We start from the raw sequence: 19672 nt of genomic DNA on the forward strand, positions 1-19672 counted from the left end.
CCCACCTTCGGTGACGAGAGGAACCCATCCCCCATGCATGCGTCCTGGCGGCACCGGCTGCTGCGACCGATCCGGGCACGGCTGAAGAACACGGTGACGGAGGCCGTCGCACCACTGCTGGCACAGCAGGAACGGCAACTAGCCGAGCTGCGGGCCGAAACCAAGCGGATCTACGACCGGCTCATCGAGTTCGAAATCCGCACGCGACGCGACATCGTCTACGCCGCCGACCAGCAAGCCACCCGGGAATCGGCCGAATTCGTCCGCGCCCACATGCCCCACGCACCGCGGTTCGACGACCCACACCGGACCCTGGAACACGCTCTTTCCCTGGCTCCCACCGGCGGCATGGCTCTGGAGTTCGGCGTCTACACCGGCACGACCCTGAAGATCATCGCCGCCGCCCGGACCTCCGGCGGCGTCTACGGCTTCGACTCCTTCCAAGGTCTGCCCGAAGACTGGCGCATCGACTTCCCGGCCGGCAGCTTCACCGTCGACGGCCTCCCCGACGTCGCCGGCGCCGAACTGGTCGTCGGCTGGTTCGACGACACGCTCCCCGGCTTTCTCGCCCGCCATCCCGGACCGGTCGACTTCGTCCACGTCGACGCGGACCTCTACAGCTCCGCGAAGACCGTGCTGGACCTCGTCGGCCCTCGCCTGCGGCCGGGCTCCGTGCTCGTGTTCGACGAGTTCTTCAACTTCCAGGGCTGGCAAGAGCACGAGTACCGGGCATTGCGGGAATACGTGGAGCGCACCGGCGTGTCCATCGAGTACGCGGGGTACTCCTACGCCAACGAGCAGGTCATCGTCCGCATCACCGGGTAGCCGACACCCACCGAAGCCGGGGCGGCCACCGGGACCGGCGGCCGCGTCGGCTGACCGGGCTCAGGTGGCGTCGGAATCGATCGGTGGACGCTCCCCCGGACGCAGCCCGCCGCTCGGGATCGCCGGAGCCGTGGGCGGGTGGTCGTCGATGAGGTGGCGCCGCAGGGCTGTCCGGGGATCGAATTCGCGCAACGCTTGCAGGTCCTGCAGTGGCTTGCGCAGCTGCTGGAACTCCGGGCCCAGCTCGGCCTCCAGCTGCCGCTGGGCGCCGACGGCGAACTCGCGGGCCCGGCGCGCCGCACGGGCCGCCTGGCTCACCGCACCGGGTAACCGCTCGGGTCCGAGGATGAACAACGCCGCCGCGAGCAGGATGACCAGATGCTCCAGGCTGAGACCGAACACCGTGAGAACGTACCCGTCGCTCGCTTTGCGGACGCTGAGAACGGCGAACCGGAGCCTTCCCGCGCGGAAGGCTCCGGTTTCGCGTCCGCGCCAACGATGGCGGCGAGAAATTCGGCGAATTCGTCGCTACCCGGGGAACCCGGCCTGTCGCTGCTCGTTCACAGCCAGTCTCGTTTCTTGAACGAGACGTACAGGCCGACGGAAAGCACGAGGATCACCAGCGTGGAAGTCCAGAACCCGGCGGTCGTCTGGAACCCGGGGTAAGGCACGTTCTGCCCGTAGAACCCCGTGACCGCGGTCGGGATGGCGATGATCGCCGCCCAGCTGGTGACCTTCTTCATGATCGTGTTGAGCCGGTTGCCCTGGATGTTGAGCTGGGTTTCGCGGATCGTGGTGACCAGATCGCGCAGCGACTCGGTCCACTCCGAGGCGCGCAGCACGTGGTCGTAGACGTCCTGGAAGTACGGCTGCATCTCACCATCGACGATGCGCAGGTCGCGGCGCATGATCGCGTTGACGACCTCCCGCATCGGCAGCACGACCCGGCGCACCTGGACCAGGCTCTTGCGCAGGGCGAAGGAGCGCCGTTGCACGTCCGTGTACCGCGGCCGCTCGTCGAACACGAGATCTTCGAGGTGCTCGATCTGCTCGTCGAGGGACTGCACGACCTCGAAGTGACCGTCGACGACGTAGTCCAGCAGCCCGTGCAGCAGGAAGCCGACGCCGTTCTTGGCCAGTTCCCCGGCCGAGTCCCACCGCGCGACCACGGCGTCGATCGCGAAGTTCTCGTCCTTGCGCACGGTGACCAGAGCCTGGCCGGTGATGAACGCAGCCAGTTCGGAGACGACGAGGGTGCCGGTGGCGTCGTCCAGCTTCGCGGAATAGGCGGTCAGGAACGCGTGGGAGTCGTAGCGGTCGAGCTTGGCCCGCTGGTGCTCGTGCACGGCGTCCTCGACGGCGAGCGGGTGCAGGCCGAGCTCTTCGCTGATCGCCGCGAGATCGGCTTCGGTCGGGGCGCAGAAGTCCAGCCAGACGGTGGCCGCGGGGTCGGCGAGGTGGTCGGAGACCGCCGCGACCGGGAACCCTTCGGCTTCGAGCACGCCGTTGCGGTAGACGCGGGTGTGTGCCATGACCGTCCGCCGATCAGCGGCCCACCGCGCGGTCTCGCTCGGGCAAAATCAGGGGATCTGTCGTGGTGATCGGCACGTCGTCAACTCCGGGGTATGCCTGAGGGTTTCGTCGCACCCTTTCCGAAAACCGCTGTGAGGACGCTGAGCGCGGTCCGGTTCGGCCCTCTCGGCGTCCTCAGCGTCTTGCCAGGGGCGGGTGGTTATCTTCGCGAGAAGCTTCACTCACCCGAGGAGGGCCGGTCGTGTCCAGGTCGTCGTGTCCGGCCGGGTTCGCACTCCTGGCAGCGGCCGCGCTGATGACCGCTTGTTCGGCCGCGGCGCCACCCGCGCGGTTGTCGCCGCCGATTCCCGGCGACCCGCTGGACCTGAGCGCGTACGCACGCGACCCCTGTGCGCTGCTGCCCGCCGCTCAGCTGACTCGCTTCTTCGTCACCCGGCCCGGTACCGCGTCCGCCGGCGTCGACGGTCCGACGTGCTCCTGGACCCCGTCCGACACCTCGGCCCTGACGTACCGGGCGTCGGTCGGAGCGGGCGGTCTCGACGAGGTCTACCGCCGCCGGACCTCGTTCCCGGTGTTCGACGCGACGACGGTGCACAGCTACCCGGCCGTGCACGTCGAGACCGCCGCCGGGCACTGCCGCGTCGTCGTCGGCGTGACCGACAGCATGGTTCTCGACGTCGTCACCGACGCCCGGGACACCAAGCTCAACGCCTACGGCGATCCGTGCACCGAAGCGGACACCTTCGCCGGAGCCATCGTCGGCTACCAAGGTCACCGCGCTCCCTGATCCGCCAACCGAGAGAACGCCACCACGTCGGTTAACAGAGGGTAATTCACCGACATCTTCCTACCGAAGTAGGTGGTGACCATGGCTCGTGTGCGGGGACTCTTTGGACGTCCCCGTACCGGTTTTCCCTGGGAGTGCCTCATGATCACGTCCCTGCCCAGAATCCTGCTCACCGCCGGAATCACCACGGCCTCGGTGCTCGCACTGGCGGTGCCCGCTTCGGCGGCCCCGACCGCGGCGGCCTTGGCGTCGGCGAAAGCGACGCTCGACCGCGTGCACGACGTGCCCAACACCGCGTGGGGCATCGACCCGGCCACGCACCAGGTCGTCGTCACGATCTCCGACGCCGCGCACGGCGCCGGGATGGCCGGGCTGCGCTCGGCGATCGCGTCCCTCGGCTCGGCCGTGCGCGTCAAGCACACCGCCAAACCGCTGACGACCCAGGTCTACGACGGCGACGAGATCAGCACCGGCTCGATCATCTGCTCGGCCGGGTTCAACGTCACCAGCGGCGGCCAGCAGTACATCATCACCGCCGGCCACTGCACCCAAGGCGGCCCGTCCTGGCAGGGCATCGGCCCCTCGGTCGACTCCAGCTTCCCGGGTACCGACTACGGCCTGATCCGCAACGACTCCGGCGACGGCCCCGGCGCGGTCGACCTCTACGACGGCACCACCCAGCCGATCACCCAGGCCGGCGACGCCTACGTCGGCGAACAGGTCTGCAAGAGCGGCCGCACGACCGGACTGACCTGCGGCACGGTCAGCGCGCTCGACCAGACCGTCAACTACGGCAACGGCGACGTCGTCTACGGCCTCATCGAAACGAACGTCTACTCCGACCACGGCGACAGCGGCGGCGCTCTGTTCGACGGCAGCACCGCGCTGGGCACCGTGTCCGGCGGCGACAGCACCACCGACTACTTCCAGCCGGTCACCGCGGCGCTGAACGCCTACGGCGTCGGCCTCGCCTGATCCCTACGTCGAGGTCACGGTTCCCGGCCCGGCCGTGACGACGATCTGGTCGAGAAAAGCGCTGCCCGGCCCGCAATTCGCCTTCGCGTCGACTTCGGCGACCGTGACGGTCAGCGTGAAGGTGCCCCGGATCGCCCGGTACGCGCCGGTGCCCGAGCCCGCCACGATCGGCACCGGCGCGGTCGCGCGCACGGTACCCGAGCAGCTGCGGCGGTCCGGCGGGAACGTGCTCATCACGGCCGCGACCGCACGGTCCAGCTCGGCGACGTCGAGGCGGAACGTACCTTGCGACAGCGCCAGCAGGAGGTCGCTGTTGTGGTCCGGGTTGACCGTGCCGTTCGCATCCACGCTCACTGCCGCGCCGAAGTCCCCGATCCCGCCGGTGAGGATCACCGTCGACGCCGCCCCGTCGTTGTCGGTGTAGTCGACCAGGTTCACCGCGCTCCCGGCACCCGGGCCGGCCGGCTGCGGGGCGCCACCGAACTGGACGCCGGCCGCCGACGATACGCAGACCCCCGACACCAGCACCACGGTCACCGCGACCATGGCTGCGAACCGATTGCCTCTCATGAACATCTCCCCCAGTCGATGACGGACCTAGTCTCCTACGCGGAAACCCTTCGGGCATCGGGGATATCCCCGATGGCCGCCCTGAAAGTGCGGTGGCGCACGCTTCCGCGCCGGCTGCCCGTCGCCGCGGCCCTGCACTGTCCTCTTCGGACACTCGGGGGTCCACCCCCAGGGCGCGGAGCCGGCGTTTCCGGCCACGGTGGGCCCCGGCCGGTCGACCGGCGCCGCGGAGCCGCGCGTGGGTGGCGGGCCGAGGGCCGGCCACCCCGGCTATCGTGGTGCCGAACCGGGGAAAGGCGGGGTCCATGCGGCTGGTTCGGGTGTTCGCGGTCGCTTGCGTGCTGGCCTTGGCGCCGGTCGGGTGCGCGGCAGCTCCCGCCGGGCCGCCGGCCTCGACGTCGCCCACACGGGCCGCACCGCCGCCGAGCCAGTCGGCCCCGGTTTCCGCCTCGGCCGGGAACCCCGACCCGGCGAAGTTCGCTCCGCAGGTCACCGCGCGGGCCCGCGAAGCGGGCGTCGACCCGCAGCTGGTAATGGCGATCCTCTACAACGAGGACTACAAACCGCACGATCCCGAGCTCGAGCGGGCCTGGCAGAACCTGAAGCCGGACGCGGCGTTCGGGGTGGCGAACATGCACCGCGCGACGTTCGAGGAGACCCGCCGCGGCCGGCCGTTCGCGTCCCGGCAGTGGACGGAGCTGCCCGACGACCCGGATCTGGCCATCCAGGCCGAAGCCTGGTACCTGCACGACCTGGCCGCCCGGCTGCCCGCGAAACACAGCGGCGAGTACACCACCGGCGAACTGCTCGCCCTCGGCTACAACGCCGGGCCCGGGAACATGACGGCGTTCGCCCACGGAACCAAGCCCGGCGAGCAGGCCCGGACCTACCTGGAGAACCTGCGCGCGAACTGGCCGAAAGCCGGTGCGGCGGTGGGAAAGCGCTGACCCCGCCCCCGCCCGGAGCGGAGCAGCCCCGCTCCGGCAAGGGCGACCTGCTCCGCCTCGACGAACTCGGGTATCCGGAACTGGACCAGCGCGGCGCGGAGCTGCTGTTCCAGCTGTTCACCGGACGGAGGTACGCTCCAGCGTCGCCATCGCGAGCAACTCGGCCTACAGGCGAATGGGCCCGCACCTTCACCGATCGCCAGCTTGGCCCTGTATCGAAAATGCGGCCCGTACAACCGAGGTTCTCGTCGTGGGAGCCGGGCCGACCGCCCTGATCACCGCTGCGGCACTGACCCGCAAGGGCGTCAAGGTGCGCATCGTCGACGCTCAAACCCGGACCGCAGACAGGGAGCCGGGGCAAGGGCCTCCAGCCGCGCACGCTCGAACTCCTGGACGGCTTCGGCGCCGCCGGACGGTCGCGCCTGGTGATCCGGTACGTCGATCCCGACGGCACCGTGCACGAGCACGACATGACCAAAGGGATCGAGCCGACACCGACCACACCGTTCGCCCGCTCGATGATCCTCCCCCAGTGGCGGCTGGAAGATACCCTGCGTGACCTGCTCGCGGGCTGCGACGTCAGGGTCGAGTTCGGCACGAGCCTGGTCGGCATGCGGTCCGGCGATGACGACGTCGCCGTCGAACTCTCCTCGGGCGAGCGCTTGCGCGCCGGATGGCTGGTCGGCGCCGACGGCGGGTCCAGCACCGTCCGGAAGCTCGCGGGCGTGTCGTTCCTCGGGGTGACCCGCGAAGGAAAGCAGATGCTGCTCGGGGACTTCCGCCTCGACGGCATCGACCGCGACCGGTGGCACGCCCGTCGCCGATCCGGTGGTCAGCGCCTGTCGCTGTACCGCTGCCCGCGACCGATTCTTTCGTGCTCCAAGCCGAGGTCGGCGAGAGCGACGGCGACGTCGAGCCTACGGCCGCGGAGTCGTCACGCTCCGCGAAGCCCTCTGGACCTCGCGCTGGCGCTACAACGAGCGGATGGTCGACCGCTACCGCATCGGGCGCGTCCTGCTCGCCGGAGACGCCGCCCACGTCCACGCACCCGCGGGCGCCCAGGGCATGAACGCCGGCATCCACGACGGGATCAACCTCGGGTGGAAACTGGCCGCGGTCCTCAACGGCGCACCCGAGCCGCTGCTGGACACCTACGAGCAAGAACGGCTGCCGATGGCCGCAGCCGTCCTGAGCCTTTCCAAGGAGCTGCTGACGCGCTTCGCGCGGTTCGAGGACTCCGACCTCGATGCGATGTCCGGCCTGGGGATCACCTACCGCGGCGGCCCGCTCAGCCCACCCTGGGACGGCGCCGGCCCCCACCCCGGCGACCGCAACCCCGACGCGCTCTGCTCCCGGCCCGACGGGCACCCGGTGCGCCTGTTCGAGCTGCAGCGCGGCGGCGACTGGACGCTCTACCGGTTCGGCCTCGGCCCCTTTGCCCGACGTCGCCGGGGTCAACGCCTACTCGATCGGCTCCGACGCACACGACGACGAACTCATCCTGGTCCGCCCGGACGGACACATCGGACTGCGCGCCCAGGACGCAGCCGCCGTCACCGCGTACCTGGCCGCCGTGACGGCGCCTTCCGGACGCTTGAGGAGTACGCAATCGTCCACAGTGGACGGCCGCGCGCCATGGGATTACAACGCCGCGCGTGCATTCAGGGCCGGGACAGGCGTCGCCTCATCGGCGGGCGCTCAGGGCGCCGCGTTTGACGATACCGATCACTCCCGTCGCGACGAACAGGATCGCACCCACGATGACCAGCCAGAACAGTCCCTTGATCACGATTCCGAGCACGGCCAGTACCGCCCAGACGACCAGCAGCCCGATCAGCAACCCCATGACCACTCCTTTCGACGCCGACTTCGAACGAAACGATGTATACCCACCGTCCGGCGCTTCACGCTCGGCACGGCGGACACGTTCTCAGCGTCTTCACAGGAGACACCACGGAGGCAGGCCGAGCGTTCACCACTCGGCCTGCCGAGTTTCCGGGACACGAACCGGAAATCGTTACAGGTGGTAGAAGTCGCTGTAGTGGTCGGGTGAGTACCAGACCTCGCCGGTGTTCAGGTCGACCACGATCCGGTAGGCGTCCCGGTGCGCACCGCACGTCCGCGGGTAGACGTCGTACTCCTGGAACGAGTCTCCGCCGGGCAGCTGCCCGTCGTTGTTGTAATAGGTGCCGCCGGCGAAGTTGCACTGCCCGTTCGGCCAGTCGTACCACCCTCGGCTGCCCGGGTAGCCATCGGACTGCCAGATCGAATTCGCCGACCTCGCGGCGGAGCATCCCGAGATGGTGCACGAGTCGTACGTGGAGGCCATCGCCGTTGTGGTGGCCGAAGAAATGCCCGCCGTCGACGCGATGACACCGGCCAGCACGCCGAGCCGCATCGCCCACGACCGCCTAGAACGCAACCGATTCCGCACAAGTCCTCCTTGCCCGAGCTACCAATGAGAGAGAAACCTCGATGATGGTGACTTTTCGATCTCCCGCAGACTAGGAAAATCATCGCCAAATGTGAATGAACTTCAGTAGGAACTCCGGCAAGAACCACAAACCACCCAGGCCGAGTGCGCCGCTCGAGGGAGCAGGCATTGCGTCGACGTCTTGCGCAGGCGCCAGACTCGAAGGGTCGATGAGGCCCGCCGCTCAGGTTGTCGACGGGGGCGAGTCCGAGGCATCGCCGGCCGTTGCGGGCGGACCCAGCGGGCGAGCACGACCAGCAAGGCCAGCTCGAGGGCTGCCACCGCCCGCTCCACCAACCCGGTCGCCACGGTCGGCAGGTGCCCGCCGAGCACGACGTCAGCGGTGAACGGAATGATGAACGGCAGGAAGAACGGGATCGTGGCCAGCGCCAGGCGCCGCGACCACGCCGCCGACCGCCGCCAGCTCGGCTCGTGACGGTGGCGGCGCCCCAGCAGCCAGCCCGCCAGCGGCAGGCTCACGCACGAGATCGCGGTGGCACCCAGGTGGGCCTTGCCGGTCGCGGTCACCGCGCCGCCCTGTGGATCCTTGCTGAACACCGCGACCGCCAGCACGCTCAGGCACCACACCACCATCGCCGACATCGCCGGCCGGCACACCAGCACCCGGCGGCGGTACAGCACCGCCAGCACCACGGCCGACCCGGCGGCGATCAGCACCAGCGCCGTATCCCACATCCACCAGCCAGGGCACCACGCGTAGTCCGACAACATCCCGGTCATGGGGTTGATCGGTCCCCACCGAGGGTCCACGTGCAACACCGTCAGCAGCCCGCCCGCGACGGCGAACACGACCTGCGCGGTCACCATCCCCACTCGGCAGCGGCGCCCGGCGAACAGGGCGAGCAGAGACGACGACGGTACAAGCAAGGACACAGCTCGGAGCTCCTCGTGAACGCTCAGTTGACGCAGGGGATGCCGCTGCCGTCGACCGTGCCGCCCTGCGGCCCGGCGGCCGGAGGAGGTTCCGGTCCGGCCGGCGTCGAGGCTGAGGCGGGGACGCCGGGTGGGGCGTCGGCGCCGTGCGGGCCGAGCGTGGCCGGCAGGGCGAAGCCGGTGCCGAGGGTGATCCGGACGTGTCCCTTCGGCAGATGGCTGTCGGCCGCGACCGGCAGCCCGCCCAGCAGTGCCGCCGCCGCGGCGGCGTCGTTCTGCGCGCCCGCGCCGTAGGCGACAGCCGATGCGGCGGGAGCGGCGCTGGTCCGCTCGCCGGCGCGGAACCCGTAGGGCGTCAACGCCTGCGTCACGGCCGCGGCGAGGCCGGTCTTGCCGGTGGTGTTGCGGACGTCGATCGTGGCCGACGCCTTCACCTGCGGCGTCGCCGGTGGCGGGGCGGCGATGCCGAAGGCGGTGCGCACGGCGGCCCGCACCTGTTCGGTGTCGACCTTGTTCACGTCCTGGCCGTTGACCTTCTCGTACCCGGCGATCGGCAGCGTGGTGAACTCGAGGTTGCCGCCGGTGAGGTTCTTCGCCTGCTGCGCGAAGGACAGGATGTCCCACCCGGCGGAGATCACCACGTCCTTCTTCGCCGTGTCGATCAGGTCCTGCAGCTTGCCCAGGTCGGTGAAGGTGCCCGCGCTGCGCAGCTTGTGCGCCGCGGAGGCGATGAAGGCCTGCTGACGGTGGGTGCGATCGAGGTCGCCGTTGTCCAGGCCGTGCCGCTGCCGCACGAACGACAGCGCCTGCGACCCGTTGAGCGTCTGGTGCCCGGCCGGGAAGTCCGCGCCCGAGTAGCTGTCCTTGACAGCGTGGTTGAGACACACCTCGATCCCGCCGAGCGCGGTGGCCAGGTCGAAGAACCCGGCGAGGTTGATCTCGGCGAACCGGTCGATCGGCACGTCCAGGAAGCTCCGGACGGTCTCGAGTGTCTTCTTCCGGCCGGCTTCGCGGCCCTTGTGCTCCAGCTCCGCCTTGTCGGTGACGCCTTGCTTGGCCAGGTCCTGCTCGGCGTAGAACTTCGCCAGCCCGTAGGCCTCTTTGATCTTCGCGTGGGTGTAGCCGGGAAGGCCCTGCACCGGGACGTAGTCGTCGCGGGGGATCGAGACCGCCGAGACCTTGCTGCCGTCGCCGGGGATGTGCATGAGGATCAGCGTGTTGGTGTTGTAGCCGCCCTCGGTGCCGTCGCCGGCGTGCAGCTGGTCCAGGATCTCCTTGGGCAGCTGGTTGCCGTTCTGGTCCTTGCGCGAATCCAGGCCGATCAACAGGATGTTCTGATCCTGGCCGGTGGATTTCGGCCCGTCCGTCCCCAGCGCGTCGGAGGTGTTCAGGCCGTCGACGAGGCTGGTCAACATCGTCGAGGCCACCCCGGTGCCGGTCAGCACCAGCAGCGACGCCAGCCCGACCGCGACCCGGCCCGCGACCAAGGCCGGACGCCGACGGCGGCGTGCCGCGGCCGCGGGCACGGGAGCGGTGCGGACCGTGCGAGCTTCCCGGTCCACGCGATGCTCAGCCGCTACGGGAGGTCCGGCGGCCGGCCATGGCGGAGCGGGGCGACGACGGGCGGGCGGAACGGGCGGCGTCCGACGCTGCTCGTGATCCACTCTCCACCCCCATCACCGTCCACGGAGCCCACCTCCGCCCGGCCGGCACTCTTCGGTGCGCCGCGCGCGACGCCCCTGCCCAGGGACCCGTGCCGCGTGCGGCGCGTCGCGACCGTACCGGGAAGATCCTGAGGGTTTGATGAGTGAGGGAACCGTGAGTTGCCGGGAACCGGAGTCCGGAAAGGACACTGGTGACATCTCCGGCAACGGACAACGCCTCGGCGGCCGAACACGGCGCTCTCTCAACGTCTTCTCAATGACTCCATCGCACACTGGGGAAGTGGCTGTGGTGAACGAGTTCCGGCGGTGGGCCGCGCTGGTGTCGGCTACCGGGCTCGCCGCGGGCCTGCTCACCGGATGCGGTGCGGCACCTGGCACGAACTCGGCGATCGCCCGCCGCGACTGCGGCTCCGGCCAGCGTCCCGCGCCGATCGTGCTGCGGGTCGCATCTCCCCGAGCCGACCTGTGTTTCGGCGGCGGCGTCGGTGCCGTGACCATCCCGGGCACCTTGGTCACCGTGTTCGAGTCCGGTGACTACACGGCTTGCGTCGGCCGGGAAGCCGTGAGCACCTGCCTGGACCCCGGACACCGCGTCACCCTCGACACGACGATCACCGACGTCGGGATCTGCCCGGACGGCGACTGGTCAGGATGTCTGGACCGGCTACCACCGCGGTGATCGGCCGAGCCATCCGATTTCCGGCATCACCGTGATGGGGCCGGCGGTGTGCCCGGGACGCTGACCAGCACGGTGTGCGCGTCGGCCAAGGGCGCCTGGCGTGGCGGTGGTGCCGCGGGGCGGGGCGTGGGCCGCCGAGCCGTGTCGGAAATCCGCAGCAGCAGCGCCACGAGGATGTAGTTCGCGAGCAGTGACGAGCCGCCCTTGGACAGGAACGGGGCGGTGATCCCCGTTTCCGGGATCAGCTTCGTGACCCCGCCGACGACCACGAAGATCTGCATCACGACCGCGAAGGACAAGCCGACACCGAGCAGCTTCCCGAAGGTGTCCCGTACCGCCAGCGCGGCCCGCATGCCGCGCATCGCGAGGAGCAGGTAGATCATCAGGATCGCCGCGAGACCGACGAACCCGAGCTCCTCGCCGATCGCCGCGGTGATGAAGTCGGTGCTCGCCTCGGGCACCATGTCCGGCCGGCCCGCCCCCAGGCCGGTGCCGCCGACGCCGCCGGTCGCGATCCCGAACAGTCCTTGGGCCAGCTGGTAGCCCCCGCCGGGCTGGTCGTAGGTGGCCAGTGGGTCGATCCAGTTCGCCACGCGCTGGCGGACGTGGTTGAACAGCAGGTACGCGAGCACACAGCCGGCGGCGAACACGACGAGCCCGAACCCGACCCAGATCCCGCGCTCGGTGGCGACGTAGATCAGCACGAGCACGATCCCGAAGAACAGCAACGCCGCCCCGAGCTCCTTTTCGAAGGCCAGGACGCCCATGCAGCCCAGCGCGGCGATCAGGATCGGGCCGAGGTCGCGGGCGCGCGGAAGCTCGATGCCGAACACTTTCTTGCCCGCCGACATGAACACTTCCCGCTTCGCCACGAGGAACGACGCGAAGAACACGAGCAGCAGGATCTTGGCGAACTCGCCGGGCTGGATCGACAACGGGCCGAGCTTGATCCACACCTTCGCCCCGTTCACCTCCGAGATCGCGCTGGGCAGTACGGCCGGCAGCGCGACGGCGACGATCCCGGCCAGGCCCGCGGTGTACCCGAACCGGGCCAGCCGCCGATGGTCCTTGACCACGATCAGCACGAGCAGGAACAGCGCCAGCGCGAGGACGGTCCACAGGACCTGCTTCGGCGCCTCGGCCGCGAAGGTGTCGTTGTTCTGGACGGCTTTCGCGGCCTGCGCCAGGTCGATCCGGTAGATCATCACCAGGCCGATCCCGTTGAGCAGGGCCGTGCACGGCAGGATGAGCGGGTCGGCGTGCGGTGCCCACCGGCGGGTCGCGAAGTGCGCGACCGCGAAGATGGCGAAGTACCCGAGCCCGTACCACAGCACGCTCAGGGTCAGTTCGTGGTCCTGGTTGCTCTCCACCAGAACGAAAGCGAACACCACGATGACGGTGGCGAAGGCGAGCATCACCAGCTCGGTACCGCGGCGCGTCATGGACGGCTGGGACGGCGCTTCGGGCGGCACGCCCGTCACCGTCCTCTTCGGACGGAGAATCATCGATCCCGACAACCTCACCGGAGCCAGCGGATGTGCTGTCCTGTGTGGACACACTTGAGCGGCCCGGGCACACCGGCATCGTCACGAAGGACAACGGACAGCCGGAGCCGAGCTGTTCCCGATGCTATTCACCGTTCGCTGGCAAATCGCTGAGAAGCCTGGTGACGCTGCCCCCGTCAGATCAGCTTGCACGGAATGTCGGCGTTCTCGTCGAGGTGATGAGAGGCGCAGACACGGTGGTACCCGTCGGCGACGAGGAGGTTGTCGGCGGTCTCCAAGCCCGGATGGCCGTGTCCGCGCACGAGCAGGACCGGCGAGAGGGCCTTGCCCTTCTTGACCTTGGCCAGGTCCTTGGCGACGTGGACGTTGTCCGCGTCCAGCAGCTCCAGGCGGCCGGCCCGCAAGATGTCCTTGGCCTTGCGGTGGGTCAGCTCGGCTTGCCGGAGTTCCTCGACCAGACGGGCGGCCGTCCGTTCGTCGGTGACCAGCGTCAGGTAGTCGAGAGCGGCCGGGTAGTCGTGCTCGTCGGGTTCGGTTTTCCAGTGTTCCTTCACGCGGACCTCCGTTGTTGCGTGCTGTTGCGGGTAGCGGACCGCGCGGCCCACCCGGTCACCGCGACGCTGACCAAAGCGGCGGCCAGCATCGCGCCACCCTCGCCCGGAGCGAGCAGGTGCTCGTGGTTCCCGATGGTGACGGCCGCGACCGGGACCCCGAGCTGCGCACCGGCGAGCACCGCCAGTGACAGCGGCTGGCCGAGCACGCGGGTCGCGCCGTGCACGACGACCGTGCCGATGGCGAGCAGCGCCGCGAGCGCCAGCATCTCCGGGTGCCGGCCGAGCGCGCGCAGGTCGAGCGAAGCGCCGAGCCAGACGAAGAACACCGGGCCGAGGAATCCGTCGGTCACCCCGAACAACTGCTTGGCCAGCCGCCGGGGCTCGCCCACGGCGGCCAACGCCAGCCCGGCCACGAATCCCGCGAGCATCACCGACACGCCGACGAGCTGGGCCAGCCCGGCCAGCCCGAACAGCACGATCAACGCGATCCGCAGCTCGAGCCCGAAATGCCGGGTCTTGCTCAGCTCGTGCGCCCGCTCCACCAGTCCGTCGGCGTGCAGCCGGCGCAGCACGAGGAACCAGACGGCGCCGGCCGCGATCACGGCGAGCGCGCCCAGTGCCGCGTGACCGGCCCGAGCGGGATCCTCCGCCAGCGGCAGGGCGACGATGCACGCGGTGTCCGCGATCGCGACCTGCACGATCATCGCGATCACCGGCGGCGTGCCCAGTTTCGCCTCGTCGATCACCGGCATCACCAGAGCTGCCGAGCTGGAAGCGAGCAGAACCGCGTAGAGCAGGCCGTGCCCGGTGCCGACCAGCGCGGCCACCCCGAGTCCGGCCGGCACCGACAGGATGCCGACGACCACGGCGAGCAGCGCGCCCCGGCCGCTCGCGACGCGCAGCGCCGAGTCACGCAGCGGCACGTGACTGCCGGCAACCAGCATGACGAGCGCGAAGCCGGCGGAAGCGACGAAGGAAAGGATCGGGTCGTCGGCGTTCACCCAGCCGGCGCCGGTGTGCCCGACCGCCACGCCCAACAGGATCTCCCCGACCACGATCGGGACCCGGGCGCGTCGCGACGCCGCCAGCAGCGGACCGGCGAGTCCGGCCAGCAGGACCAGCGCCAGCGTGGACAGGTTCATCGGCGGGCTCCTTCCGAACCTCGTCAGTGTCGCCACGCCGGGCCGGAACCGCCACTTCACGCGGGAGGCGGACGCTCGCGGCGGTTCGAGGCGCCGCGCGTTCAGCTCACACCGGCAGGGTCATGCTGCGACGCGCTGGGCGAACATCGGCGGAGCCACCGTGAGCGGCGAAGAGCACCAGCAATCCGAGTACGCCGAGCACGACGTGGTCGGAGGCGAGGCAAACGACGCACAGCACCGTCCACACGGCAAGCCTCATGCCCCACAGTCCACTTCGGACATAACGCGCTCCTCACGGCTATCCCCCCGGAGAACAACCGTCCGCGCGTGCGGGCGTGAGCCGTCCCGAGACGCGCGATGCTATCCGCCTGACGCTGGCAAAACGCTGAGAACCCCAGCCCGCGCGCACTACCGGGGCGGCCGTCCGCCGCCTCGCTCGCCGATGGGCACAACCGGGCGACGATCGGTCCGCCCACGCCGCCGCCGCTCGTTTCGCGGCGGGTCGCGCGGGACCGACGGCCGCGCCGAGGCCCCCGGCGTGGGCAGGCGCAGGAGCCGGCCGAGGCGGCCCGGACCCAGGTGCGTCAGGTCCGCCACGGCTTCCGGCTCGTGCCGGGCGCAGTGAGCGAGGAGGCCGAACAGGAACATCGTGACCACCAGCGAAGTTCCACCGTAGGAGACCAACGGGAGCGTGACACCGGTCACCGGCAGCACGTCGACCACGTAGCCGATGTTGATGGCCGCCTGAGTCACCAGGAGAACCGTGATCGTGGCGGCGACCATCCGGTTCCACGGGTCGCGATTGCGGGTGGCGATCCGGAAGCCCACCACCGCCAGCGCCCCGAAGAGCACGAGGACGACCACGCACCCCACGAAGCCGAGTTCTTCACCGATGAGCGCGAAGATGAAGTCGTTCTGGACGTCCGGCAGGTACTTCCACTTCGACGCGCCCTGCCCCAGTCCCACGCCGAACAGGCCGCCGTCGGCGAGCGCGTACTCCGCCTGCAGCGCCTGATAGCCCGAACCCGACGAGTCGGTTCCGTCGGACACGAACGACAGCACCCGGGCCAGCCGGTACTGCGCGGCCACGGCCAGCACGACCACCCCCACCCCAGCCCCGAGCAGCAACGCCGCGAACAACCGCTTCGGCGCGCCGGCGAACCACAGCAGAGCCATCAGGACGATCCCGAGCGTGATCGTGCCACTGAAGTTCGGCTGGGCCATCACCAGCGCGAACATCAGCAGCGCGGCCGGAACCACCGGCACCAGGAGATGTCGCCAGTACCGCAGCACTCGGGCCTTCGTCACCAGGATGTGCGCTCCCCACAGGATGAGGGCGACCTTGGCGATCTCGACGGGCTGCACCGACAGCGGACCGAAGGAGAACCAGCGCCGGGCCCCCTCGGCCAGCGTCCCGAGCGGCGTGACCACCAGCACCAGCAGGACCAGCGCCCCGACCATCACCGTCGGCGATACCCGCCTGATCGCCGGCAAAGGCAGCCGCAACCCCGCCCACAACGCGACGAGCCCCGCGGCGATGGAGGCGAGGTGCCGGTAGAACGTGCCGTAGACACTCCCCCCGGCGTGCGGGTCGTACGCCGACGCCGAGGACGCCGACAGCACCATCACCGCGCCGAGCAACGTCAGCAGACCGCACAGGCACAACACCAGGTGGAACGACGCCAGCGGACGGGAAAGCCACCCGAACACCGCCGCGTGCAGCCGAGCACCCCGGCCACCGCTCACCTCGGCTGTCACATCCGCCACCCTGCTGTCGATCGATTCCCGTCGGCCCGGCATGGGAATTCCATTGAGAGGCTCTCAGATGTGTCCTGATAGGACACTGAGAGGCGACGGCCTCAGGCACCCCGGGTACGGCGCGTCCGGGGCGTACTGGCGCGGAGTTCCTGGTGGTGCCGGATGGCGAGCTGGACGATGTCGGCGACCTGGGGGTCGTCGATGGAATGGATCTGGTGCTTGCCGTGGCGGCGGGCGCGGACGAGGCCGGCGAGTTTGAGCTTGCCGAGGTGGTGGCTGACGGTGGCGACGCTCTGGCCGGTTTCGTCGGCGAGGGTCCCGACGTCGCGGTCGCCCTGAGCGAGCAGCCACAGCAGGTGCAGCCGAACGGTGGCCGACAGCAGGCCGAAGGTGGTCGCGGCGTCCTGGAGCAGATCGGGCGGCAGCGCGTCGGGGTCGGGTGGGGCAGGCACGGGGTACATCCTCTCGAGTGTCCCCATAGGGTGACGTAAGGACGGTCACTTCGACAAGTGTTTGACTGTTCGTGTCGGGGTGGGGTGTACTGGTGCCCGGTCGGCGCCCGCCGGGTGCTGCGGCCTGTCGTGTGGAGGGAGGTGAGCCGGGTGACCGGCGAAGGAAGTAGTCGCCACGACCGCGGGGACGTCCGGCCCTCCCCGGCCACGCCGGGGTAAGTCCGGTGGTCCGCGTGGTCGTGCCGCTGTCGTCTCGTACAGCTGTGCCCTCGATGGACAGGACCTCCCCATGACGCGTTCCCCCGGCGTGCCGCCCGAACTGGGCGACGCGCCCGTGATCACGGTCTTCCAGCGGCTCGAAAGCTCGCCGAAGGGCCTCACCGAAGCCGAGGCCGCCGACCGGCTGCGCCGCTTCGGTGACAACCGCCTCGATCCCGCTGTCGCGACGGGAGTGGTCAAGCGCGGATGGGTTGCGGCCCGCAGCCCGTTCGTGGCGCTGCTGGCCGGCTTCGGTGTGGTCTTCGCGGTGGTCGGCGACCTCCGCGGCGGCGTGACCGTGGCGGTGATAGTGGCGCTGAACGTGCTGCTGCGGTTCTGGCAGCAGGCGCGGTCCGAGCGGGCGGTCGGTGCCGTGCGGGCCAGGGTCAGCACGACGGTCACCGTCCGGCGCCGGGCCGGCGAGGGCTTCCCGGGCGCCGAGCGTGAGGTGCCGGCGGCCGACCTCGTCCCCGGCGACCTGGTGCTGCTCGGCCCGGGCGACGTGGTGGCCGCGGACGTCCGGGTGGTCGCGGCCGCGGACCTGGTCGTGGACCAGTCGGCGTTGTCCGGCGAGGCGCTGCCGGTGGCGAAGCGGGCGCCCACACCGCGTCGAGGACGGCCGGCGTCGCCGCCGGATCTCGTGGACGCGCCGGCGGTCGTGCTCGCCGGGACGTCGGTGGTCGGCGGTACCGCGACCGCGGTCGTGGTCGCCACCGGCGCCGGGACGTACTTCGGTTCCCTGGCCACGCAGGCGGCGGCGCCGCGCGCCGAATCCAGCTTCGACCACGGCGTCCGCCGCGTGGGCTGGACGCTGGTGCGGTTCATGCTGGTGATGGTGCCGATCGTGCTCGTGGTCAACGGCACGGTCACCGGGAACTGGGCGCAGGCGGCGATGTTCGCGGTCGCCGTTGCGGTCGGCCTGACGCCGGAGATGCTGCCGGTGATCGTCACGACCAACCTGGCCCGCGGCGCGGCCGCGTTGTCGCACCGGAAGGTGATCGTCAAGCGGCTCAACGCGATCCAGGACCTGGCCGCGATGGACGTGCTGTGCGTGGACAAGACCGGCACCCTGACCCAGGACCGCGTCGCCTTCGCGCACAGCATCGACTCCGGCGGCCGCCCGGACGGCGAAGCCGCCGAGTACGCCTACCTCGCGGTGCACTTCCAGGCCGACCAGCGCGACCGGCTCGACGAGGCGATCGTCGCGCAGCTCGCCGAGCCGGACGACGACCTCGTGACCGACGCGCTGTTCACCAAGGTCGACGAGCTGGGCTTCGACCACGCGCGCCGCCGCGCGACCGTGGTCGTCCACCGCGCGGGCGCCCACATCGTGGTCACCAAGGGGGATCCGGACGAGATCCTGCCCCGCTGCGGCCACGCCCGCCGCGCCGGTGAAGTCGCCGAGCTGACCGACGCGGCCCGGGCCGAAGTGACGGACCTCGTCCGGGCCCACACCGAGCACGGCATGCGGCTGCTGGCCGTCGCCGCCCGCGAACGCCCGGCCCGGCCCGGCCGCTACACCGAGGACGACGAGACCGCGCTGGTCCTGGTCGGCTTCATCGGGTTCGTCGACCCGGTCCGCGACGGCGCGAGCGAGGCCGTCCGGACGCTGTCCGGGCACGGGATCACGGTGAAGATCCTGACCGGCGACAACCGCCACGCCGCGGCGCGCGTGGCGGAACAGGTCGGGGTCCCGGTCGGGGAGGTCGTGCTCGGCAGCGACGTCGAGCGGGCTGACGACGCCGATCTGCGAGTGCTGACCGAGCGTACGACGGTGTTCGCCAAGCTCGCCCCCGCGCACAAGGCCCGGATCGTGGCGGCTTTGCGAGCGCAGGGCCGGGCGGTCGGGTTCATCGGTGACGGCGTCAACGACGTCACCGCGCTGCGCACCGCCGACGTCGGCATCGCCCCCGACACCGCGACCGACGCGGCGAAGAACGCCGCCGACCTGGTGATGCTGGAGCGCGACCTCGGCGTGCTCGCCCGCGGCGTGGTCGAGGGCCGCCGCACGCTGGGCAACACGCTGAAGTACGTCAACATCACCGCCGCGTCGAACTTCGGGAACGTGCTGACCGTGCTCGCGGCGAGCGCGTTCCTGCCGTTCCTCCCGATCCTGCCGATCCAGCTCGTGGTCGCGAACCTGCTCTACGACCTCGCCCAGCTCGCGCTGGCCTGGGATCGCGTCGACGAGGAGTACCTGAGCGCGCCACGGCGCTGGGACGCGCGCGGGCTGACCCGGTTCATGCTCGTGTTCGGCCCGCTGAGCTCCGTCTTCGACCTCTCGACGTTCGCGGTGCTGTGGTGGGTGTTCGGTGCCGGCGCCGACCCGCTGCTGTTCCAGACGGGCTGGTTCGCCGAAAGCCTGCTCTCCCAGCTTCTGGTGGTGCTGGTCCTGCGCGGCCGGGCCGGGTTCGCGCGGGGCGCTCGTCCTGCTCGCGTGGTCGTGGCCGCGGCGGCGGGTGCCGGGCTGACCGGGCTGCTGCTGCCGTTGTCGCCCCTGGCCGGGCCGCTGCGCCTGCACCAGCTGCCCGGCGGCTACCTGCTGTGGCTCGTCCTCGTCCTGGTGGCGTACGCCGTGGCCGCGCAGCTGGCCAAACGGCTCTACGGCCGCCGCCCCGCCTGGTGGTAACCACCCTTTCCGCCTACCTGAACGAGA

20 protein-coding genes and 2 pseudogenes are annotated in these 19672 nt (G+C 70.4%); 9 read left to right on the forward strand and 13 right to left on the reverse strand.

The window, feature by feature from the left end; translation table 11 throughout:
* Nucleotides 1-33 precede the first annotated feature (33 nt).
* The gene (locus tag ACZ7OH_RS25765) at nucleotides 34-825 is read left to right on the forward strand and encodes a class I SAM-dependent methyltransferase (protein ID WP_470283106.1); all 792 of its coding nucleotides are present in this window, start codon (nucleotides 34-36) and stop codon (nucleotides 823-825) included.
* Between the two features lie 60 nt (nucleotides 826-885).
* On the opposite strand, the gene ACZ7OH_RS25770 is transcribed toward ACZ7OH_RS25765, so the two are convergent.
* Nucleotides 886-1227 carry a twin-arginine translocase TatA/TatE family subunit gene (locus tag ACZ7OH_RS25770; RefSeq protein WP_470283107.1) on the reverse strand — a complete coding sequence of 114 codons (342 nt, stop codon included), beginning with the start codon at nucleotides 1225-1227 and terminating at the stop codon, nucleotides 886-888.
* 158 nt (nucleotides 1228-1385) lie between these two features.
* Nucleotides 1386-2357 carry a magnesium transporter CorA family protein gene (locus ACZ7OH_RS25775; RefSeq protein ID WP_470283108.1) on the reverse strand — a complete coding sequence of 324 codons (972 nt, stop codon included), beginning with the start codon at nucleotides 2355-2357 and terminating at the stop codon, nucleotides 1386-1388.
* 242 nt (nucleotides 2358-2599) lie between these two features.
* Between ACZ7OH_RS25775 and ACZ7OH_RS25780 the strand changes: the two genes are divergently transcribed.
* Both ACZ7OH_RS25780 and ACZ7OH_RS25785 read left to right on the forward strand, forming a co-directional pair.
* Nucleotides 2600-3145 carry a DUF3558 domain-containing protein gene (locus ACZ7OH_RS25780; protein ID WP_470283109.1) on the forward strand — a complete coding sequence of 182 codons (546 nt, stop codon included), beginning with the start codon at nucleotides 2600-2602 and terminating at the stop codon, nucleotides 3143-3145.
* Between the two features lie 141 nt (nucleotides 3146-3286).
* Nucleotides 3287-4120: a S1 family peptidase gene (locus ACZ7OH_RS25785; RefSeq protein WP_470283110.1), complete on the forward strand. Its 834-nt coding sequence runs from the start codon at nucleotides 3287-3289 to the stop codon at nucleotides 4118-4120.
* A gap of 3 nt (nucleotides 4121-4123) precedes the next feature.
* On the opposite strand, the gene ACZ7OH_RS25790 is transcribed toward ACZ7OH_RS25785, so the two are convergent.
* A complete protein-coding gene (locus tag ACZ7OH_RS25790) occupies nucleotides 4124-4690 on the reverse strand; it encodes a hypothetical protein (protein WP_470283111.1) in 567 nt (188 codons plus the stop codon).
* Between the two features lie 305 nt (nucleotides 4691-4995).
* Here ACZ7OH_RS25790 and ACZ7OH_RS25795 point away from each other — a divergent pair, with 305 nt between their 5' ends.
* The 4 genes and pseudogenes from ACZ7OH_RS25795 to ACZ7OH_RS25810 all read left to right on the forward strand — a co-directional run bounded on the left by ACZ7OH_RS25795 (nucleotide 4996) and on the right by ACZ7OH_RS25810 (nucleotide 7353).
* Nucleotides 4996-5637, forward strand: a complete 642-nt coding sequence (locus ACZ7OH_RS25795) for a transglycosylase SLT domain-containing protein (RefSeq protein ID WP_470283112.1) — start codon at nucleotides 4996-4998, stop codon at nucleotides 5635-5637.
* Nucleotides 5638-5812: 175 nt separating this feature from the next.
* Nucleotides 5813-5935: pseudogene (locus tag ACZ7OH_RS25800) on the forward strand (hypothetical protein); the annotation flags it as partial.
* A gap of 91 nt (nucleotides 5936-6026) precedes the next feature.
* Nucleotides 6027-6323: pseudogene (locus tag ACZ7OH_RS25805) on the forward strand (pentachlorophenol monooxygenase); the annotation flags it as partial.
* Between the two features lie 142 nt (nucleotides 6324-6465).
* Nucleotides 6466-7353, forward strand: a complete 888-nt coding sequence (locus tag ACZ7OH_RS25810; RefSeq protein ID WP_470283113.1) for an FAD-dependent monooxygenase — start codon at nucleotides 6466-6468, stop codon at nucleotides 7351-7353.
* Here ACZ7OH_RS25810 and ACZ7OH_RS25815 read toward each other — a convergent pair.
* The 4 genes from ACZ7OH_RS25815 to ACZ7OH_RS25830 all read right to left on the reverse strand — a co-directional run bounded on the left by ACZ7OH_RS25815 (nucleotide 7322) and on the right by ACZ7OH_RS25830 (nucleotide 10566).
* Complete coding sequence (locus tag ACZ7OH_RS25815; protein WP_400898577.1) at nucleotides 7322-7483, reverse strand: hypothetical protein; 162 nt, start codon at nucleotides 7481-7483, stop codon at nucleotides 7322-7324. The genes ACZ7OH_RS25810 and ACZ7OH_RS25815 overlap by 32 nt on opposite strands.
* Nucleotides 7484-7654: 171 nt before the next feature.
* Nucleotides 7655-8071, reverse strand: a complete 417-nt coding sequence (locus ACZ7OH_RS25820; protein ID WP_470283114.1) for a ribonuclease domain-containing protein — start codon at nucleotides 8069-8071, stop codon at nucleotides 7655-7657.
* Between the two features lie 102 nt (nucleotides 8072-8173).
* Nucleotides 8174-9004, reverse strand: a complete 831-nt coding sequence (locus ACZ7OH_RS25825) for a DUF998 domain-containing protein (RefSeq protein WP_470283115.1) — start codon at nucleotides 9002-9004, stop codon at nucleotides 8174-8176.
* 23 nt (nucleotides 9005-9027) lie between these two features.
* Nucleotides 9028-10566 (reverse strand): LCP family protein, encoded by a 1539-nt coding sequence (locus ACZ7OH_RS25830; RefSeq protein ID WP_470283116.1) that lies wholly within the window; start codon nucleotides 10564-10566, stop codon nucleotides 9028-9030.
* Between the two features lie 382 nt (nucleotides 10567-10948).
* On the opposite strand from ACZ7OH_RS25830, the gene ACZ7OH_RS25835 reads away from it, so the two are divergent.
* The gene (locus ACZ7OH_RS25835) at nucleotides 10949-11347 is read left to right on the forward strand and encodes a hypothetical protein (protein ID WP_470283117.1); all 399 of its coding nucleotides are present in this window, start codon (nucleotides 10949-10951) and stop codon (nucleotides 11345-11347) included.
* 26 nt (nucleotides 11348-11373) lie between these two features.
* Here ACZ7OH_RS25835 and ACZ7OH_RS25840 read toward each other — a convergent pair whose 3' ends face one another.
* From ACZ7OH_RS25840 to ACZ7OH_RS25865, 6 genes are all read right to left on the reverse strand, one after another.
* Complete coding sequence (locus ACZ7OH_RS25840) at nucleotides 11374-12852, reverse strand: FtsW/RodA/SpoVE family cell cycle protein (protein WP_470283118.1); 1479 nt, start codon at nucleotides 12850-12852, stop codon at nucleotides 11374-11376.
* Nucleotides 12853-13028: 176 nt separating this feature from the next.
* Nucleotides 13029-13406 carry a hypothetical protein gene (locus ACZ7OH_RS25845; protein WP_470283119.1) on the reverse strand — a complete coding sequence of 126 codons (378 nt, stop codon included), beginning with the start codon at nucleotides 13404-13406 and terminating at the stop codon, nucleotides 13029-13031.
* Nucleotides 13403-14548 carry a cation:proton antiporter gene (locus ACZ7OH_RS25850; protein WP_470283120.1) on the reverse strand — a complete coding sequence of 382 codons (1146 nt, stop codon included), beginning with the start codon at nucleotides 14546-14548 and terminating at the stop codon, nucleotides 13403-13405. Before ACZ7OH_RS25850 ends, ACZ7OH_RS25845 begins: the two co-directional genes overlap by 4 nt.
* A gap of 106 nt (nucleotides 14549-14654) precedes the next feature.
* Nucleotides 14655-14807, reverse strand: coding sequence for a hypothetical protein (locus tag ACZ7OH_RS25855; RefSeq protein ID WP_470283121.1), 153 nt, complete (start codon nucleotides 14805-14807; stop codon nucleotides 14655-14657).
* A gap of 149 nt (nucleotides 14808-14956) precedes the next feature.
* Nucleotides 14957-16306 carry a putative lipid II flippase FtsW gene (ftsW, locus tag ACZ7OH_RS25860; RefSeq protein WP_470283122.1) on the reverse strand — a complete coding sequence of 450 codons (1350 nt, stop codon included), beginning with the start codon at nucleotides 16304-16306 and terminating at the stop codon, nucleotides 14957-14959.
* Between the two features lie 101 nt (nucleotides 16307-16407).
* Nucleotides 16408-16767 carry an ArsR/SmtB family transcription factor gene (locus tag ACZ7OH_RS25865; RefSeq protein ID WP_470283123.1) on the reverse strand — a complete coding sequence of 120 codons (360 nt, stop codon included), beginning with the start codon at nucleotides 16765-16767 and terminating at the stop codon, nucleotides 16408-16410.
* A 280-nt stretch (nucleotides 16768-17047) separates the two neighbouring features.
* Here ACZ7OH_RS25865 and mgtA point away from each other — a divergent pair, with 280 nt between their 5' ends.
* Nucleotides 17048-19645 carry a magnesium-translocating P-type ATPase gene (mgtA, locus tag ACZ7OH_RS25870; RefSeq protein WP_470283124.1) on the forward strand — a complete coding sequence of 866 codons (2598 nt, stop codon included), beginning with the start codon at nucleotides 17048-17050 and terminating at the stop codon, nucleotides 19643-19645.
* Nucleotides 19646-19672: the final 27 nt, after the last annotated feature.

This window comes from Amycolatopsis sp. NPDC114478 (assembly GCF_055633805.1).

What these genes read in the sequence shown, in the direction of transcription:
- ACZ7OH_RS25765 (WP_470283106.1), top strand. Translation starts at nt 34, where the DNA reads ATGCATGCGTCCTGGCGGCACCGGCTGCTGCGACCGATCCGGGCACGG.
- ACZ7OH_RS25855 (WP_470283121.1), bottom strand. Translation starts at nt 14,807, where the DNA reads ATGAGGCTTGCCGTGTGGACGGTGCTGTGCGTCGTTTGCCTCGCCTCC.
- ACZ7OH_RS25865 (WP_470283123.1), bottom strand. Translation starts at nt 16,767, where the DNA reads ATGTACCCCGTGCCTGCCCCACCCGACCCCGACGCGCTGCCGCCCGAT.
- ACZ7OH_RS25790 (WP_470283111.1), bottom strand. Translation starts at nt 4,690, where the DNA reads ATGAGAGGCAATCGGTTCGCAGCCATGGTCGCGGTGACCGTGGTGCTG.
- ACZ7OH_RS25775 (WP_470283108.1), bottom strand. Translation starts at nt 2,357, where the DNA reads ATGGCACACACCCGCGTCTACCGCAACGGCGTGCTCGAAGCCGAAGGG.
- ACZ7OH_RS25795 (WP_470283112.1), top strand. Translation starts at nt 4,996, where the DNA reads ATGCGGCTGGTTCGGGTGTTCGCGGTCGCTTGCGTGCTGGCCTTGGCG.
- mgtA (WP_470283124.1), top strand. Translation starts at nt 17,048, where the DNA reads ATGACGCGTTCCCCCGGCGTGCCGCCCGAACTGGGCGACGCGCCCGTG.
- ACZ7OH_RS25840 (WP_470283118.1), bottom strand. Translation starts at nt 12,852, where the DNA reads ATGATTCTCCGTCCGAAGAGGACGGTGACGGGCGTGCCGCCCGAAGCG.
- ACZ7OH_RS25815 (WP_400898577.1), bottom strand. Translation starts at nt 7,483, where the DNA reads ATGGGGTTGCTGATCGGGCTGCTGGTCGTCTGGGCGGTACTGGCCGTG.
- ACZ7OH_RS25785 (WP_470283110.1), top strand. Translation starts at nt 3,287, where the DNA reads ATGATCACGTCCCTGCCCAGAATCCTGCTCACCGCCGGAATCACCACG.
- ACZ7OH_RS25850 (WP_470283120.1), bottom strand. Translation starts at nt 14,548, where the DNA reads ATGAACCTGTCCACGCTGGCGCTGGTCCTGCTGGCCGGACTCGCCGGT.